This is a genomic window from Legionella sp. km535, from assembly GCF_003990085.1.
GTDB lineage: Bacteria > Pseudomonadota > Gammaproteobacteria > Legionellales > Legionellaceae > Legionella > Legionella moravica.
Genome location: NZ_RZGU01000004.1, coordinates 66,563 through 84,036 on the forward strand (window position 1 = coordinate 66,563; position 17,474 = coordinate 84,036).

Below are 17,474 nucleotides of genomic sequence, written 5' to 3' on the forward strand. Positions count from 1 at the left end.
TTGCAGATCATAGCACTTTTGCACTATTCTTAAAGTAAGGTTAGTAATTAAATAAATCACATTGAGCAGTACACTGAACAAAGACATCATTAAATTACCCTTTCTCAGTACCCAGGAACTGGCAAACCTGTGCGGCGTTTTACACAGTAACCTGAAGTTTCTTGAAGAACACTTTAACGTAACTATTAAAATCAAACAGCAATCACTTGAAATTTACAGTCAATCCGAACATCATTTTGAAGAAATTAACCACATTTTTACGTTACTCTATCCTTTAAGCAAAAAAGCGATCAGTATTACAACCCTGCGTGGTTTAATTAATAAGGATTATCAAACAGCAATGACTCATCATATCAAATTATCTCGTAAATCAATTTCAGCGCGAAATAACAAACAGGCAGCCTTTCTTGACTCCATCGATAAATGCGACATTACTTTCGCCGTAGGGCCTGCTGGAACTGGTAAGACATACCTGGCTGTTTCCAAGGCAATTGAATGTTTTGAAAAAGGTGAAGTACAAAGACTGATTTTTGTTAGACCCGCGGTGGAAGCCGGTGAAAAATTGGGATTCCTTCCAGGTGATCTGGTAGAAAAAGTACTACCCTATCTAAGACCAATTTATGATGCGTTATATGAAATGATTGGGTTTAAAGAAACTCAGAAAATGATTCAAAGCGATATTATCGAAGTATTGCCTCTCGCATTTATGAGGGGACGCACCTTAAATGAATCATTTATTATTCTGGATGAAGCCCAAAATACAACAGTCATGCAGATGAAAATGTTTTTAACCCGTATGGGCTTTGGCTCTAAAACTGTCATTACAGGAGACATAACCCAGGTTGACTTGCCTAAAGGGATTGAATCAGGACTTGCTCATGCAATTCACTTATTTAAAAATATCCCTGATATCAGTATTAATACATTTACGAGCCGAGAAGTTGTTCGCCACCCATTAGTATCCCAAATTATCGATTGTTACGACCACGAGCATTCAGGAAAATCGAAATGACGTATCATATTGACGTACAAAATGCGACTAACGATACCCTGCCCCTTTCAGAAACCGATTTAACGGCGTTGGCAAATCTGGCACTCAGAGATCACCAGAGCGATGCGGAACTAACTATTCGTTTGGTTGATGCTGAAGAAATGACGTTTCTGAATAATACTTACAGGCAACAAAATAAAACGACCAATGTTCTCGCTTTTCCTTGTGATTTACCCGATGCTGTTGAATTAGAATGCCCTCTTTTAGGTGATATCATCATCTGTCCTCCTGTTTTACTAGAGGAAAGTATGCAATTGAATAAATCACTACAAGAACATTGGGCCTTAATCGTTATTCATGGTGTCCTGCATTTATTAGGCTATGATCATATTAAAGACGAAGATGCGAAAATCATGCAGGATCTTGAGATTAAATTATTAGCTGAATTAGGATATGGTAATCCTTATGACTTAGAGGGAAATGATCTTGAGTAAAGAGGAAGAAAACGGTTCGTGGTTTGTTCGATTGAAACAATTTTTACACGGTGAACCTCAAAATCAGGAAGAACTGGTGAGCTTGTTAAGAGACGCTCAAATTAGGTCACTGATCAACTCAGAAACCCTTGCAATGATTGAGGGCGCAATTTTGTTTTCCAAAATGCGGGTCAGAGACATCATGCTGCCTAAAAATCAAATGGTGCATATTAATCAGGATGATGAATACGCTGAGATCATTAAGGTTGTTACCCAAACCGGCCACTCCAGATTTCCAGTCACAGGTGAAAACACCAACGAAGTTGTAGGTATTTTACATGCCAAAGATCTATTGCGATATCAACTGGAACACATTGAAACCTTCGATCTGCTGGATATTTGCCGTCAGGTGACCTTTGTTCCGGAAAGCAGACGTCTTGACAGTTTACTTAGTGAGTTTCGTAGTAACCGGAATCATATGGCCATTGTGGTTGATGAGTATGGAGAAGTATCAGGATTTGTTACTATTGAGGATATAATAGAGCAAATTATTGGTGACATTGAAGATGAATTTGATATAGATGAAGATGCTTATATCAAAACTCATGACGATCATTGCTACATCATCAAAGCACACACGCCTATAGAAGAGTTCAATGAACAGCTCCACGCTCATTTTAGCGATGAGACATACGATACTATAGGTGGTATAGTGATGAATAATTTTGGTTATTTACCAACCCGTGGTGAAATTATAACCATTGATAATTTTGAATTTAAAATTATCAATTCTGATGCCAGAAGAATTAAATTATTAGAATGCATTGATAAGCGAACTTTAGAGAACGCCAATACACCTGCTGAAGGATAACTAATGAATAGCACTATTCTTATAATAGATGATGATGCAGAACTCACCGATTTATTAACCCAATATCTCGAACCAGAAGGGTTTGATGTGGTTTGTGTCCATGATGGCGAGAATGGTGTAAAAAAAGCACTAAACCAGGTATTTGACGCAATAGTACTTGACGTTATGCTTCCCAAATTAAATGGATTTGAAGTTTTAAAAGCCATACGTGAACATCTGGAAACTCCTGTTCTAATGTTGACTGCACGAGGTGACGACATTGACCGCATCGTTGGATTGGAAATCGGGGCTGATGATTATTTACCAAAACCCTGTAATCCTCGAGAACTGGTTGCACGATTAAGGGCCATTTTAAGACGCACTCAAAAAATTCCAACACCCAAACCAATTATTGAACAACACAATATCGTGGTTGATTGTTCCAAAAGACACGTCACCATGGCTGGAAACTATCTTGAATTAACCAATGCTGAATTTAATATTTTAGAGATGTTAATTAAATCCCCAGGCCAAGCTTTTTCTAAAGAGGAACTCACGGAATATGCACTGGGACGAAAATATACTGCCTATGATCGCAGTATTGATGTTCATATCAGTAATTTAAGAAACAAATTGGGCGATAACCCTCAAGGTGAACCTCTGGTAAAAACAGTGCGTGGTTTTGGATACATGTTTAATGCGTAGTTTGTACTGGAAAATATTTGTTTCATTTTGGTTGGCAACCGTTCTAATTATTTTCACTACAGCCTTGGTCACAAGTCAAATCGCTCAAAAATCTTCTCAACCGGCACGAGAAGAAATGTTTATGGACAGTTATGCCAATGCGGCTGTCGCAACGTTCGAATCAGGCCAACAATCTGCTCTACTAAAATGGCTAAATCAAATAGGTCTTTCTCGACATATGTCAATTTACCTGTTGTCAAATACTGGTGATATTATTGGCACACAGACACCACCTGAAAATGTGAAGCAGGTATCCAAAAATCTGATAGATGATCAACTACCCAGTGAAGGTATTTTTAAATCAGGGAAGTTAATTGTAAGCCATGAAATATTATCTACTTCAGGGAAGTACTATAGACTAGCCGCGGTCAGTGAAAAGCCAATTTCCTATTTTGTGCAGATTCCATGGGCAGGCCTGACCATTCGTCTGACTCTTGCTACGGTTATTAGCGGACTCATTTGTTATTTATTATCACTTTATTTAACACAACCGCTTCGATCATTAGGCATGGCCGCAAAATCAATAGCCACGGGTAAATTAAACACACGAGTCGGTCATTTTAGAGGTCATAATAAAGATGAAATTGCCGAACTAAGCCATGAGTTTGACCGAATGGCAGAACAACTGGAGGCATTAATCACCTCAAAGGAACGCTTGCTGCAAGATATTTCTCACGAACTGAGATCACCACTGGCGCGATTGAATATTGCCATTGAATTGGGAAAAAAGAAGACCAATCATTTAGCAGATCCAGAATTTAATCGCATGGAATTAGAAAGTTTACGGTTAAATAAATTAATTGGAGAGATACTGGATTTCGCACGATTGGATAAATCCACAACGGATCTCGACCTTTCTAAAGTCAATCTGAATGAACTGATAGCGGATATCGTCAATGATGCAAATTATGAATTTGAAAAAGAATCCGTTCATATTTCCACTGAAAATACCGTTCCTTGTGAACTTATTATCGATAAACGACTTATTCATAGAGCCATAGAAAACATCGTACGAAATGCCTCGCATTATTCCCCAAAAGATCAATTAGTGATTATTTCAACGCATTTTACCAACAATCAAGAACATATCTGTATTGAAATTAAAGACAAAGGCCCCGGAGTTCCGGAAGATCAATTGGAAACTATATTTAATCCTTTTTATCGAGTCGATACCTCCAGGACCAAAAAAACAGGTGGCTTTGGATTGGGTCTGGCAATTGCATCCAGAGCAGTTGCGCTACATCACGGCACTATCACAGCTAAGAACCGTGAAGATGGAGGGTTGTTGGTACAGATTACCCTACCGCTACACAGAGAGCATATTGCTCATTAATTCATACGCTTAAACACTAAGTACAATACATATTGCACTGGCGTTATGCTCCATATTTAAGTATTATGATCAAATAGTTGTATCTTGGATTTAAACACAATGACTCAGGCAAAAAAAATAAGTAAAGCCAGCAGTTATTTCTTTTTAATAGGATTTATTGTTTCAAAAATCCAGTATCTTCCTATTCTATTTGTTTCAATCATTCCCAATATAATCTCTCTTTGCTCTTATTTTATGGCCTATGGATTATGGTTTATTTCGAGCCATTTTCTGGATAGCAACAAACCTGACAAAAAGGAATGGTACGGTTTCGCCCAGTTTAAAGAACAATTTTTATACGCTGCGACCATAGGACTTATAGCGTCACTAATCAGCATCGCCTCCCTATTCTTCCCTGTGCTGATTGTACCAACAACCTGGCTTTTTTTTACCAGCAATCTGTTTTGGTCAATTGGAGAATACAATAAATTAATGCATCCCTCTGAGTCTGATGTAAATTTTTCATACAGCTACCAGCAAGCCAGTCTATCTTATGCAGTCACTATGACGACTATTGCATGCACTACTGCACTAAGTGCCACGTTAATCTTTATTGTTCCTCCAATAACCATGCCCATACTCATTGTTTCAACAATAATCAGTTCAGGGCTAGGTGTATTGTCTTGCGAATACTGGCTAGATTATACATTCGGAAATCATAAAAGAACGCCTCCAATGACTCAGAGTTATCATCAGGTAAGCAATTCGTTGGGGGCTGCTGCTCCTTCCAATCCAAACAACGAATCACCAGAGCCCTATCATGGAGAGGCACTGCTCAAATCAACATCGATCATTGCGTCCAATAATGAAACAAAAGAATCCGATTTATCCATTCAGTCTTGTACACCGAGTCGATAATTTAGTATATTCTGCACGCCAATAAAGAGACTCACTATGGATAAATTGATTTCACGAATGATTAATAATGCTCATGAAGCATTAAAACATGCTTATGCGCCCTATTCTAACTTTAATGTCGGATGTTGTATTTGTACTCCAGATGATACCTTATATACTGGCGTCAATGTAGAGAATAGCTCTTATGGTTTAACTGTTTGTGCAGAGGGGTCAGCTATCTGTCAAATGGTTACAGCGGGTGATCGCAAAATTAAAAATATAGTAGTGTTAGCTTCGAATAATTTATTATGCCCGCCTTGTGGCGCCTGCAGACAAAGAATTTATGAGTTTTCAATTCCCGACACCATGATTTATTTATGCAATAACAATTCAGTACTTCAAAAATTGACGATGAATGAACTGATGCCATTGGCTTTTGATATTAAACCTTAATTGGACAATAGAATGACTCAATCTGTAAAAAACAAAACTTTTGCTCATTTAGCAGCAGAACATATACAAAAATTAGTTCCTGGGTTTAAACCCATTGTTGGAGTAATTTTAGGCTCAGGACTAGGTCAGTTTGCAGAAGAACTGGATGATGCTGTTGTTATAAACTATACCGATCTGCCCGGGTTCCCAAATCCTACAGTTCAGGGGCACGGCGGTAAATTAATACTGGGATATTGCAGCGGCATTCCAGTAGTATGCTTACAAGGTCGGGCACATACCTATGAGGGTCTGGAACATTATGACACCGTAAAGACCTACGTCCGTACTTTGAAATTATTAGGATGCACTCATTTTATAGCCACCAATGCCTCTGGCTCACTCAGAGAAGACGTTGGACCCGGTGAATTAATGCTGATCACCGATCACATTAATTTACAACCCAGTAATCCTCTCATTGGGCCAAATGATGATGAGTTTGGGCCAAGATTTTATCCTCTTGATAATGCTTATGATAAGGTCATGCAGGAACAACTGTTAAATACAGCCAAAAAGAACACAATTAAGCTGAATCAAGGTGTGTATATCTCAGTATTAGGTCCACATTATGAAACAGCAGCCGAAATACGGGCTTTTAAAATATTAGGAGCAGATGCTGTAGGTATGTCTACTGTCCCTGAAGTATTGGTTGCAAATCATTGCGGCATGCACGTAGCCGTCATCGCAATGATCACCAATTACGCGACCGGACTAGCTACAACCAGCCACAACCATCAGGCTGTAGTTGAAATGGCCTCCAGTGCTGCAGTAAAACTCAATACCCTGCTAAAACAATACATAATGGAACTATAGTGTCGCTTGAATTTCAATTAAATCAACTATTAGAACAGCTCCTGACTTCTCAGTCAGCAGGAACTGTTTCTAAAGAACAATTAATTCACTCAATAGATTTAACTCTATTAGAGCCCAATGCCACAACAGAGTCCTTAGCTTTATTAGGTGATAGAGCCAACACGCATCATGTTGCTGCCATCTGTGTTTTACCAGAACACTTACCTCACTTTCACCTCCCTACTCCTGTGAAGTTGGCTACCGTGATTAATTTTCCGCATGGGAATGATGAGTTGTTGCATACTCTGGCAAGTATGGATCATGCCATTCAGCTTGGTGCCAATGAAGTTGATTTTGTATTGCCTTATCAGGATTATCTGTCAGGGAGCAGTCAAAAAGCCTTAAATCATTGCGATGTGATCATAAAAGCTTGTAAAAAACAGGAAGTTACAATCAAAATTATATTGGAAACAGGTGCCTTTCCTGATATGGAACACATCTATAATGTCAGCAGAGAATTAATAGCGATGGGAACGGATTTTATAAAAACCTCTACCGGTAAAATCGCGCAAGGAGCCTCTCTTCCTGCTGCCTTTGCCATTTTGAGTGCACTTAAGGAGGCAGGAGATACTCAATGCGGGATCAAAATATCAGGAGGAATCAAAACAAGTCAGCAAGCCCTAAACTACGCTTGTCTTTCTGAGTTGATGCTGGGCAAAACAATTAGTAAGGATTGGTTCAGAATAGGCGCCAGTTCTCTTTTAAACGATTTGCTAAATGGTATATAAATACCTGTATGGCACGCTTCTTAAAATTGATTCAATTGCCATCATTGGAGCAAGAGCCGATAAAAACAGTTTAAACTTTAATGAAAACTCAGCTAGAATGGCAAAGCATACAATCAATAACAATTGGAGTTTAAATCACTATGACCATTAATGCCGCATTTAAATCCATTTTAGTCCTTTTATTGGCTCTTGTATTAGCAAGCTGCAATAAAGATCTACCTCCTGGTGAATATGATGCAAATGAAATTGGAAAAATTAAGAAAGTAATCCCTGGAGTTATCATTTCCAAGAGACCGGTCAATTTACATCGTCAAAACACAGACAGCAGCACTCCGTCAAAAAACAATGCTGAAGGTGGTTTTATCGATGGCGGTTATAATCAGACTCGTGGAGTTGAATACGTAATCAAATTAAACTCCGGAAGCATTATTTCAGTCGTTCAATCTGAAGATTTGAAACTGAAAAACAAACAAAAAATACTGGTCATCTATGGCAGACATACTCGCGTTGTTGCCGATAATGGCAGTGATGTCTATTAACAACGATCAAGGCTTTGTTGCTAATCATCAAAGCCTTATTCATTCTCCTTCTCCTGCACTATCAGTCTTAGAATGAATAAGCTCTAAATAATAAAACTCATATCCCCTCTTTCTATCAATTGACTTAATGATTGTCATTTTAACATCATATATTTTTTTAATAGCTGTTATTAATTTTTTAAATGTCCATTTAATCACAGCTTAACTTTCATCCAGTATATTGTTCATATTATATACAAAACAACCTCATTAATTGATCAACCGAGAATTAAAATGCCACAGCGTCATATTATTCTAAACAACAAGGGTCTGTCATTAGCTGCACAGGGACACTTTAAAAAAGCTCAAATGCAATTTAACCAAGCAATAAGACAAAAAAATGATTTTTACGATGCCTGGTTAAATAAAATACGAACTCATATTATGCTTAAAGAATTCGTAGAGGCTTTGGTCTATCTTGAGCGTCTTGATAAAATCACTGCAGGTTTAATGAAAATTAAGAAAGATATTAAATTCCTTTATGATCAGATGTATTTCGGAGTTAGTTACAAAAGTGAACAAAAAATTGAAAATGAACCAATATCTCTAGAGCAGTTGTTTCGACAAGATATTTGTGATGAGCAATATCTTCATGAGCTACAACAATTAAAAGACGAACATCAATTTGTTTCTCGGTGGGAGTATGAGCAGCAAATTGAATGGATTGAACGGTTGATTCGGTTTTGCTTGAAGTATTATACCAACCCACCGTATCTATTTGTTAACTATAAATTTTTAGAAGAGAATCAAGATGGTTTCAGTCAGGCATTTTACACAATGGGCAACAAATACTCAGGGCGTTTAATTGATTTTAGCAATCATGGAAATCAAATCAATCATTTAAAAGAAGTTATAGCTGGATACATACAAAATACTCAAAATGAAATTTTATCCGTGGACGCGATCGACATTTTGCACATGATTTTTGTCACAATACATTTTCTTCCAAGAGAAAAACGAGGCGGATTAGTCGACCACCTTCCCTGGGGTAAAAACTCATGGTATTTGTTGGAGTTTTGTGGAGCTATCATTAAAAACTTCAATGATAAAACTGGAGTGCCTATACTTTACACTAGTGATTTGGATAAACATTCCACCAAAATACTCTATACCTTTCAAAATGTACAAAAAGACAATTTATGCTTGGTTAAAATTGCCATTCCTCAAATTTTACAATCCGACCTACCAATCATGCTAAATTTTTTTTCCAATCTCAACAATCCTTCAGGACCAGTTTCGATGGGTGATTTACCTAATCTAAGACCACTGTTATGGAAACATAAACATCTTTTTAACTTCACACGTCTCATTAGTATATTGCCATCAGAACGAAAACCAGTGAAAATTATTAGAAATGACAAACTGGATTTCATCAAACTCACACCTTTAGCACAATTAGTCCTTCTTGATAAACCTGATTTTTCCTCCAGCCTAAAAGGCAGGCTCTCTTTGATACGACGTTTACAATTGATCGGGGAACTGTTTACTAAGAAACATTTAGGTGATGAGTTGGATAAAGTAACCTATATTAATCCCAAATACCTGACATCTATCCGCAATGCCTTATGCCATATTGAAGATCTTTTATCCTATGATGAGATAGATGATTTAGAACAGAACGCATACCCACTCGACCAGATCTATGATGAACTGTCTCGATTAAACAAAAATGTTTATAAAGAAATAATCAAATTTCAAAGTCAATTTCCCCGTTGGATTAATACTAAACAGCCTTATTCAAAGTGGATTAGTTCCGTTTCGACTTATTGGGAAGCGACAAAGGAAGTCTATCGCCCTAAAAGTACCTTTGATAATGAACAATATTGTCCAAATACTAATCTTCTAGCTGAGAGTGAAATTAATTTCATTCTATGTCGTCTTAAAGATGGTGAATATAAAGAAAAAATTAGTCAGATGTTAAATGGTACTATACCATTTCGACAAACCGATAATAAAGAACTTCCTTTAATTGTTAGCGAAGGCATTAAACCCAAAATTATACGCAAACCTTTACAGGTTGCTGCCAAAACATACAATCGTTTAAGAAAAGAAGCTCAGATCGCCCTGGCAAAACAAACGAGAATGAGAAAAGCTGAAATCGAAAGAATAAGAAACGCAGAAATGCAGGCACTTTATCCTGAATTACTTAAATTAAGTACCAGACTAGAAACTCTGTATCGTCCAGGTCATTATATAAATCGTGATGAAGCTATCGCGTTGTTCAATTGCTTTAAATCACGCATTATAAAACTCAGAGAGTTATTTGTTCTTTCAGGACTAGATTTTGCCATTAAGGAAGATATATCCTCAGATATGGTCGCTCAAATGATCGTTAGCGACGTTGAATTGCTTTTCGCCAGCACCTATTTGGTTGGTCAAATAATCGAGATAGTGAATAAATTTGTTAGCTTAAACATCATTAACGAAATGACTCCTTATTTAGCGACAAATATTGAAGACTATATTGCCTTAAGAAATGGTCTTGAACACAGCAGTCCTATAGACGATAGTGAAATGAATTTATATATCCACATGCTTAGTAAAGTGAACATTAAGCTGTCGACTCTAATTTTTGATTTAGTTTCTACCCATTACAATGCAATTGTTAATCACATACCTCAGAATATACCTAATGAGCTTGTCGAAATAGGGCGCAAACAACAAAAAACTGTTATTGATTTTTCTCAAACATCACCGATTTCACCTGCCAGATATGATTTTATAAGAAGCAGCACTGATCAATACAATTTTTTTAGCAGCGTTATTCGCAGTAGCGCGGAAGACAGCCCCTTAATGCCGGATACTGGTTCGTATAATAACAATAATGCTTGTTCAAGCAGCTCAAGCAGCTCAAGCAGCTCAAGCAGTTCAAGCAGTTCAAGCAGCTCAAGCAGTTCAAGCAGTTCAAGCAGTTCAAGCAGTTCAAGCAGTTCAAGCAGTTCAAGCAGTTCAGACAGTTCAACTTTGACAGCTTATTATACCAGCTATGATGCACTTACACTATTTAGCTCTTCAGAGGATTTACCAGAAAAAAATAACCAGGAGTCAACCATTTCCCTAACAAAGTGATGATGTACGAGATGTAACATTTAATCTACAGGATTAGACAATTTGTAGAGGGCTTAACGCAATAGTACATACTTAAAATATTCATTAATCACACCCTGTACATGGTAACTTGTATTGATGTGCATATTTAAAGACATATAAACTAGCTTAGATAGTAGCATGAATTACTACATACCTATCCAAACAGCAGCCCACATGAGCATCCCATAATAACTGCTCACTAAAAAAGCTCTAAAGCACTCTTTTGGATTTCGATTATGGATAAGCTTGATTTGATAAAGTAATATCCAAGCACCAGCGCACCATATAAGATAAAATCCAGAATTGGTTTTAAAAAAATAAGCCCAGAGCAGCCACAGTGAATGGAGAGTAAACAACAACACCGCGATTATAAAGCGATCGTATTCAGCAAAATAAATCGCTGTTGATTTCACTCCAATTTTTAAATCATCTTCTTTATCGGTCATGGCGTACATAGTGTCGTAGGCGACTATCCATGCGAAATTTATTAACAGCAAAAGAATCAAATTACCATTCATAGGCGCGTATGAAGCAACATAAGCCATAGGGATACCCATTGAAAATGCTAATCCGAGTACAACCTGTGGTGCATTAAAAAAACGTTTACAAAAGGGATAGAGAAAGGTAATAAATAATGAAACCAAGGCCAGATAAAAACAGGCTTGAGGCAGATTGATTAATATAATTAACGAACAAAAAAGCAGAAATATAAGTACTAAAAAAGACTCAAACAAACTGACTTCACCAGATGTTAAAGGCCGTAACTTGGTCCTTGCGACATATCGGTCAACGTTTCTGTCTGCTATATCATTAATAACACACCCCGCAGACCGCATGAATACCGTACCCAATAAAAATAAGGTGAATAATTTTAACGACGGGTTTCCTTTATTCGCTATCCACAAAGCCCAGGCAGTCGGGTACCAGAGTAATAAAATTCCGACGGGTTTATTTAATCTTGCTAACCGCCAATAAGCACTCCATTTTATCACGTAACACTCTCAATTTGTGGTAATAATATTTCTACCAAATAAAAACGATGCTTCTGATCTACTGTATATTCAGCCAGTCGAACCCAAAGTATTCCGTTAGCGGATTTCAAATGGTTTTTAACCCACTGGAATTCGATGCACTCAGAATCGACAGGATAACAGATCATCTGTATTTTTTGGACTCTGGGTTCTCCAAAAATTAAATTTCGAATTGATTCGTTGCTCAATCGATTAAAAAAATCCTGATGTGAATCATAACAACTTTGAGGAATAATAGTTCGAGCATACCAATACTCAACCCCATTATTTTTCATCAATATTTCTCTTAAAAAAACACGATCATCCTGTATGTGCAACACATATCTAGTCCACCAGTCAGTATGAGCCCAATTTTGAAAAACACGATCCAGTTCAGCGCCACCCATTGACGAAATTAATTTAGCCGTAAGAGAATCCTCATATTCCAGCCATTTCCTGAGCGATGCGGAGGCTGTGGATTGAGTTGTATATATAGGCTGGTTGTTGATGAACATAGATACTTTTACCGAATAACCAATCGCTAGAATAGTACAAAATTAACCAAATTGGGACAAGTAAATTCCTTAATCGAGTATCATTTTTTTGTCTCAGCAGCATTCACATCACTAAACTTGCTCTTTGTGTATAAAATATCAATTTCAGAGTTCAAAACAGTTCCTAAAATGGGCAATATAAAGCGACACAAACTCAGTGTTTCGCTTTATATTACATAGTTCAGACTGAAACACTCGATGCCGGATATGAATATTCTTCGTCATCCGAATCATGTTCATTCATTTCTGATCTGACCTGAGTGAACAACTGATGTGATTTCCAGTATGTCGCTTTTTGCTTCAAACTAAAAAGCTCCGCTGGCTTTACAAAATGCAACGCACGGATTGCTGAATCTTTATTATCAAATACGTGCAACAATCTGTTTTCATCAATTTTTGCAAAATCGGTCAAAACCATCCCCTTTTTTAGCAAAGAAACCAGAAGATCATGGTGAAAACACAAGGTCATTAATTTTATATTGGTCATACCAGGCAGCTTTCGAAACGACTCCAAAGGACACCCTTTTTTCATAAGAAAATGAGCAAACCGTTGTTCCCGGTAATAAACAGGATTAATGCCTATGGGAATGGAAACAGCTTCATCATATTTCCGTTCTGGAAAAGTGGGGGCTAATTTTTTGGTGATAACAAAATTAAGTTCGGGGCAGTATAGTCTCCTGGTGATAAAGCCAGACAAATCGGAACGGCACTCAGGAAGATGATACCAATCATGAATTAATCGTTCAGGACTCACTTTGTTGATTTCAGCATCCAGTGTGATTTTATCTTCCTCCTGAGGCCTATGAGCCCTTAGGGTCATGAGCGCCAACTCTCCATTTTTTTTATGACGATAGCTTATCTCGCAACGGTTATCAGCATACCTTATATTAAACAGACCACCGAAGGTCCGTGCTGTTCCTTGTGTAGGGGGCCATTCAGGAAAGCGAAACTCCATTTTGGGAACAGGAGGTGCGGTGTGATTTTTTCCTGTGATTTGCTCCAAAGTCACAAGGCTTAAGATGTCCTGCAAATTTATTAAAGTAAGTAACTCAGGTTTCATCTCTTTTATTTGCTGCAAGCTGATTCCTTGTTTTAAAAGAGTAGTGAAATTGAATTGATGTTCTACAAGCAGCGATATTCTACTTTCACTAAAGTGATGCTCATGTCGCAACATATCCACAGTCAGATGATAAGAAGCAAGACACTGTACAAAACGTACTTCATCAAAATAAGTGTTCGAGGTTCCTTTGATCTCATCTTTAATACTCAATATGCCTGCTGCTGAAATAAATTGCTCCAAATACTCATCGACTTCTCCCTCAGTCGTAAATACTAAAGCAAGATGTTGTTTCGTGGCATATTTTATTATCACTCCAGGAGCTTTTTTGGTATACCAGACGTTGACCAAAACTTCATTTTCTCTTGGTATAGCGTCTTTAAATATGGGCAATAATATAAGCTCATTAAGTTTATAAAAGGCAAATTTCCCTTCTATAATGGATTTATCTTTTTTATTTAACTTAACCATTATTGTTTTATCTTTTCGAGATAAACTGACATTGTACCCATCGATATCTGCAGATAAATCATCAGAATTCATCATGTTAAAATTCCCTTTAACCAGCAAAAGCTGCATCATCATAACGAGCAGCTACTGTATCGTATCTTATCTATTTTTGACAATACTATGGGGTATGTTGACAATTGGCCCGTCCCGTACAAGTGTATTGTTTTTTCCTGGTTCTTGATTACATCCTTACCCATACCTCAACGATTTCTCTGGCTTTGATCACTGGATTCAGAATAAGTGCGCTGGAACATTAGATTAACTACATCTCAGTTAAGCCTGGTTGCTCGCAACTGTCTCTTGAGCACATCTTGCCCACGACTAGCGGATTTGATCGCAGAACCAGGATGGCTGTGCTAAAACACGGGATCCCGCGGTCACAGCCGCGGGAATTCGCATGATATGTGAGTGCATGCTGCATTTCGAAATCCCGCGGCGAAGACCGCGGGATCCATAAAATAAAACCGGACTGGTTTGTGAAGATGTGTATAAGATTCAGTTGCTCGCAACCAGGATTTAGATATATTAACTTTTCTGTATCGCAGATCCTATAATTCTGGTTGTAATCAAACCAGCTAATTGATATTAAGAAATAGTTAATCCAAAGAATAGAGCGGGACTTATTGTTCAAAGATGTGAAGACGATTCAGGGATAATCAGAAGCACCTGGATAAAGAGAAGCCATTGCCAACACTGATTTACAACCTCAAAATGATTCCATCATCATACCGTTAATTCTTACTCTGCCCAACCGGTTTACAATGATCTTTATTTTTTCAAGCGTACGAGTATTCGTTAAAGTAAAGGTCCCATTGCTTATCCCATGTGCGGTATCAGGAGAAAACGCTATTTTATGTGTCGAGCGAACACCTGCCCACTTTATCGTCCAATGACGATAATTCCATTGCCATTGATGAAGAACTTCATCCTCAGCCACTTTTTTATTAAAGCGTGTTAAAACCACCCCTTTTGACCAATTAAAATTTGGATCCAGCGGAGCAAGGTACACAGTGTGGCCTCGACTAACAGCTTGAAGCCGTGCATATTGTACGATAGATCTGATGTTATCTTTTAATGCCTGCTTTTCATTGTTATCTCTCAATTGACTTGATGAGCTGATGCTTATCAAGGCGAATCCGGTTATCAGAATTAAAACGAACACGAGCTCTATAGATGTAAATCCTTTTGTTTTCATAAGAAGAGTTCAATTAATGCAGTTCTGATTTTATGGAATGGAGTATCTTAAATAGTTCTCTTTTTTCCCCTGGATTACTAATTAATTGTTCCGGTGATGCACCAGATAATATGGGGCATTGAAACTGATCGGAATAGTTGAATTCACTATGCTCAGAACCTAATATTAAAATCGCTTTAGGATGGTTCTTACGAGAAAAAGAAACGTCGTGTAATGAGTCACTGACGAGTATTTCAGAATCATTTACCCCAAAATATGCAATTATTTTGTTTAAAAGACTGGCCGCTTTATTGTTTAATTGAGGCTGTATAATAATGATAAGTGAAGGCGAATCAGAAACAGGTTCATCTGTAGAATGTTCCAAATCGGGACAGCTCTCTTTACTTACCCAGGGAGTAATGCCTAATTGCTTCAAATAATAAAGAGTTAGATTGCTGTACATACCAGTTTTAAATCAAAAAAAATGAGTATATCTTGAAAACCCCGTATAGTCAGCATCTAAATAATGAAATCCTCTGTACATGACAAAAAAGCGGTCTTGCCCGCAAAGGCGGGCATCCATTCATCAAAATAAACCGAAGCCAAACAGCTTTCCTGTGTGCCATTTAAAACGCCCAAAGCGACACAAAACATTTGATACCACTGATCAATATAGGAAAACCTCTGTTGGCTGGTTTTTTGGATTAAATATTCACCTACCTGGTCAATTATGAGCAACAACTACTCAATCAACGTGGTATTATTGACACGATTTTTGTTTGTGCAAAAGCAATACAATTCATCCGTACTTTATACGGTTACAATAATATTTTGTTACCCGTTAAAATAGTTCTATTTTTGATTCAGGCAAATAAGGAACAGAGCAATACAATGCTCTTAGTGTTATGGCCTTCGTTTCTCTAATCTGTTGATTACTCCATAATGGCAACTTAGTGGCAAAACATTTGATGGTTCAGGAATGTGAGTCTATTAACTCTAATGAGGCAGTTTTTTATGTACGGTGATGCTCTTTTTATGTTTGGTATTCATGCAAAATTTGCTCAAATTAAAAAATCCCGGTTCGTGGGAAAGAAAGTTGTAACGCACTACTATGACGATCACTGGAAAAGAATAGCATGTGGAACTTCTGTTAGAATTGCCGTTGAAAAAAATAGGGGAGCAATTGAGCTTCACACTGTTTATTTCGATCATACCGGGACCCAATGCGGCACATCAAAAAGCACTTTTTCGGATGGCTATCTCCCTAAATATACAACAATCTATTATAACCAAAGAGGACAAAAGGTGGGCAGCTCAAGTTCGACATTATATAAAAATGATTCGGAACATTTCCGTACCACATATAAAGATGATGAAGGAAGAATTTTTGCTGATTCAAAATCCTACAGTGCCGGTTCCGATTACAATGAAACTACTTATAGAGTAGATGCTCGTAACAAGGTACTGCCCATGCGGGAGGAGTTAGCAACAATTTCTTATGGTTCTTTTTATCAGCAACCAAAACCAAAAAGAAAAACGCCCCTTCCTATGCCAACTCCGAGGATTTATAGCCCAAATCATCGATATGTTCACCCATTAGATTATCCAAGTTTATACGACAGTTATAGTGAATTTAGTAAAAATCCAAGAGCTATAAATGCGATTTTCCAACCCTCAGTCAGCCTGGAGGAAACATTGTTACTATTGCACAACCGGGCAAGCAGATCTCCCTCTGGACCCGCTGCTGCGGTTCTTCGTATTTTTCAGATCACAATAAAAATCGAAGATCGCAACAACAAGGATTTCCTGATACATATCTTTACTGATGAAAAATTGTTTTCCAAAGCGAGATTACCTATAGAAGTCTTACGTAATACAAAAATTCCCATAGCCAGAAGAGTATCTCCTGATGACGATAGCTGCTGTTGTATTTCGGGGCTTGCCAGTCTGTTTGGCAGGGGTAGTTAATCTTTTAACTTTTTCAATTAACAGCCAGGGAAAACATGGCATTGGTCATCATTTTGATGATTTAGCGTTTATTAAACCCCAGAACGGGATTTTTACAACAATATTGGCATCATAACTTCCCGAATTTACCAAGTTATAATCGATTTATTGAATTGATATCACGTTCTGTCTTCCCATTAACCCTATTCACGCCACTC

18 protein-coding genes are annotated in these 17,474 nt (G+C 37.5%); 13 read left to right on the forward strand and 5 right to left on the reverse strand.

What is annotated here, in order from left to right; genetic code table 11:
* The first annotated feature begins 61 nt into the window (after positions 1–61).
* From ELY21_RS03505 to ELY21_RS03555, 11 genes are all read left to right on the forward strand, one after another.
* Positions 62–1,012 (forward strand): PhoH family protein, encoded by a 951-nt coding sequence (locus ELY21_RS03505; RefSeq protein WP_127106935.1) that lies wholly within the window; start codon positions 62–64, stop codon positions 1,010–1,012.
* A complete protein-coding gene (ybeY, locus tag ELY21_RS03510; protein ID WP_127106937.1) occupies positions 1,009–1,485 on the forward strand; it encodes an rRNA maturation RNase YbeY in 477 nt (158 codons plus the stop codon). The genes ELY21_RS03505 and ybeY overlap by 4 nt, the downstream gene beginning before the upstream one ends.
* Complete coding sequence (locus ELY21_RS03515; protein WP_115343520.1) at positions 1,472–2,335, forward strand: HlyC/CorC family transporter; 864 nt, start codon at positions 1,472–1,474, stop codon at positions 2,333–2,335. Before ybeY ends, ELY21_RS03515 begins: the two co-directional genes overlap by 14 nt.
* A 3-nt stretch (positions 2,336–2,338) precedes the next feature.
* On the forward strand, positions 2,339–3,019 hold the full coding sequence (gene cpxR / locus ELY21_RS03520) for a two-component system response regulator CpxR (protein WP_028384547.1): 681 nt from the start codon (positions 2,339–2,341) through the stop codon (positions 3,017–3,019).
* Positions 3,012–4,391, forward strand: a complete 1,380-nt coding sequence (gene cpxA, locus ELY21_RS03525) for a two-component system sensor histidine kinase CpxA (RefSeq protein ID WP_127106939.1) — start codon at positions 3,012–3,014, stop codon at positions 4,389–4,391. The genes cpxR and cpxA overlap by 8 nt, the downstream gene beginning before the upstream one ends.
* 99 nt (positions 4,392–4,490) lie before the next feature.
* The gene (locus tag ELY21_RS03530; RefSeq protein WP_127106941.1) at positions 4,491–5,288 is read left to right on the forward strand and encodes a hypothetical protein; all 798 of its coding nucleotides are present in this window, start codon (positions 4,491–4,493) and stop codon (positions 5,286–5,288) included.
* Between the two features lie 36 nt (positions 5,289–5,324).
* Positions 5,325–5,720, forward strand: coding sequence for a cytidine deaminase (cdd, locus tag ELY21_RS03535; RefSeq protein WP_127106943.1), 396 nt, complete (start codon positions 5,325–5,327; stop codon positions 5,718–5,720).
* A gap of 12 nt (positions 5,721–5,732) precedes the next feature.
* Positions 5,733–6,569 (forward strand): purine-nucleoside phosphorylase, encoded by an 837-nt coding sequence (locus ELY21_RS03540; protein ID WP_127106945.1) that lies wholly within the window; start codon positions 5,733–5,735, stop codon positions 6,567–6,569.
* A complete protein-coding gene (gene deoC, locus ELY21_RS03545) occupies positions 6,569–7,336 on the forward strand; it encodes a deoxyribose-phosphate aldolase (RefSeq protein ID WP_127106947.1) in 768 nt (255 codons plus the stop codon). The genes ELY21_RS03540 and deoC overlap by 1 nt, the downstream gene beginning before the upstream one ends.
* 140 nt (positions 7,337–7,476) lie before the next feature.
* Positions 7,477–7,875 (forward strand): hypothetical protein, encoded by a 399-nt coding sequence (locus ELY21_RS03550; RefSeq protein ID WP_127106949.1) that lies wholly within the window; start codon positions 7,477–7,479, stop codon positions 7,873–7,875.
* A gap of 273 nt (positions 7,876–8,148) precedes the next feature.
* Complete coding sequence (locus ELY21_RS03555; protein WP_127106951.1) at positions 8,149–10,983, forward strand: tetratricopeptide repeat protein; 2,835 nt, start codon at positions 8,149–8,151, stop codon at positions 10,981–10,983.
* A 167-nt stretch (positions 10,984–11,150) separates the two neighbouring features.
* On the opposite strand, the gene ubiA is transcribed toward ELY21_RS03555, so the two are convergent.
* From ubiA to ELY21_RS03580, 5 genes are all read right to left on the reverse strand, one after another.
* Positions 11,151–11,996, reverse strand: a complete 846-nt coding sequence (gene ubiA / locus ELY21_RS03560) for a 4-hydroxybenzoate octaprenyltransferase (RefSeq protein WP_127106953.1) — start codon at positions 11,994–11,996, stop codon at positions 11,151–11,153.
* On the reverse strand, positions 11,993–12,529 hold the full coding sequence (locus ELY21_RS03565; RefSeq protein ID WP_127106955.1) for a chorismate lyase: 537 nt from the start codon (positions 12,527–12,529) through the stop codon (positions 11,993–11,995). The genes ubiA and ELY21_RS03565 overlap by 4 nt, the downstream gene beginning before the upstream one ends.
* A gap of 220 nt (positions 12,530–12,749) precedes the next feature.
* The gene (locus tag ELY21_RS03570) at positions 12,750–14,171 is read right to left on the reverse strand and encodes a hypothetical protein (RefSeq protein ID WP_127106957.1); all 1,422 of its coding nucleotides are present in this window, start codon (positions 14,169–14,171) and stop codon (positions 12,750–12,752) included.
* A gap of 670 nt (positions 14,172–14,841) precedes the next feature.
* On the reverse strand, positions 14,842–15,330 hold the full coding sequence (locus ELY21_RS03575) for a GspH/FimT family protein (protein ID WP_127106959.1): 489 nt from the start codon (positions 15,328–15,330) through the stop codon (positions 14,842–14,844).
* Between the two features lie 13 nt (positions 15,331–15,343).
* Positions 15,344–15,772, reverse strand: a complete 429-nt coding sequence (locus tag ELY21_RS03580) for a DNA polymerase III subunit psi (protein ID WP_127106961.1) — start codon at positions 15,770–15,772, stop codon at positions 15,344–15,346.
* 79 nt (positions 15,773–15,851) lie between these two features.
* On the opposite strand from ELY21_RS03580, the gene ELY21_RS15985 reads away from it, so the two are divergent.
* Both ELY21_RS15985 and ELY21_RS03590 read left to right on the forward strand, forming a co-directional pair.
* Entirely contained in the window at positions 15,852–16,043 is a 192-nt protein-coding gene (locus ELY21_RS15985; protein WP_127106963.1) for a transposase, read from the forward strand.
* A 247-nt stretch (positions 16,044–16,290) separates the two neighbouring features.
* Complete coding sequence (locus ELY21_RS03590; protein ID WP_127106965.1) at positions 16,291–17,277, forward strand: hypothetical protein; 987 nt, start codon at positions 16,291–16,293, stop codon at positions 17,275–17,277.
* Positions 17,278–17,474 lie beyond the last annotated feature (197 nt).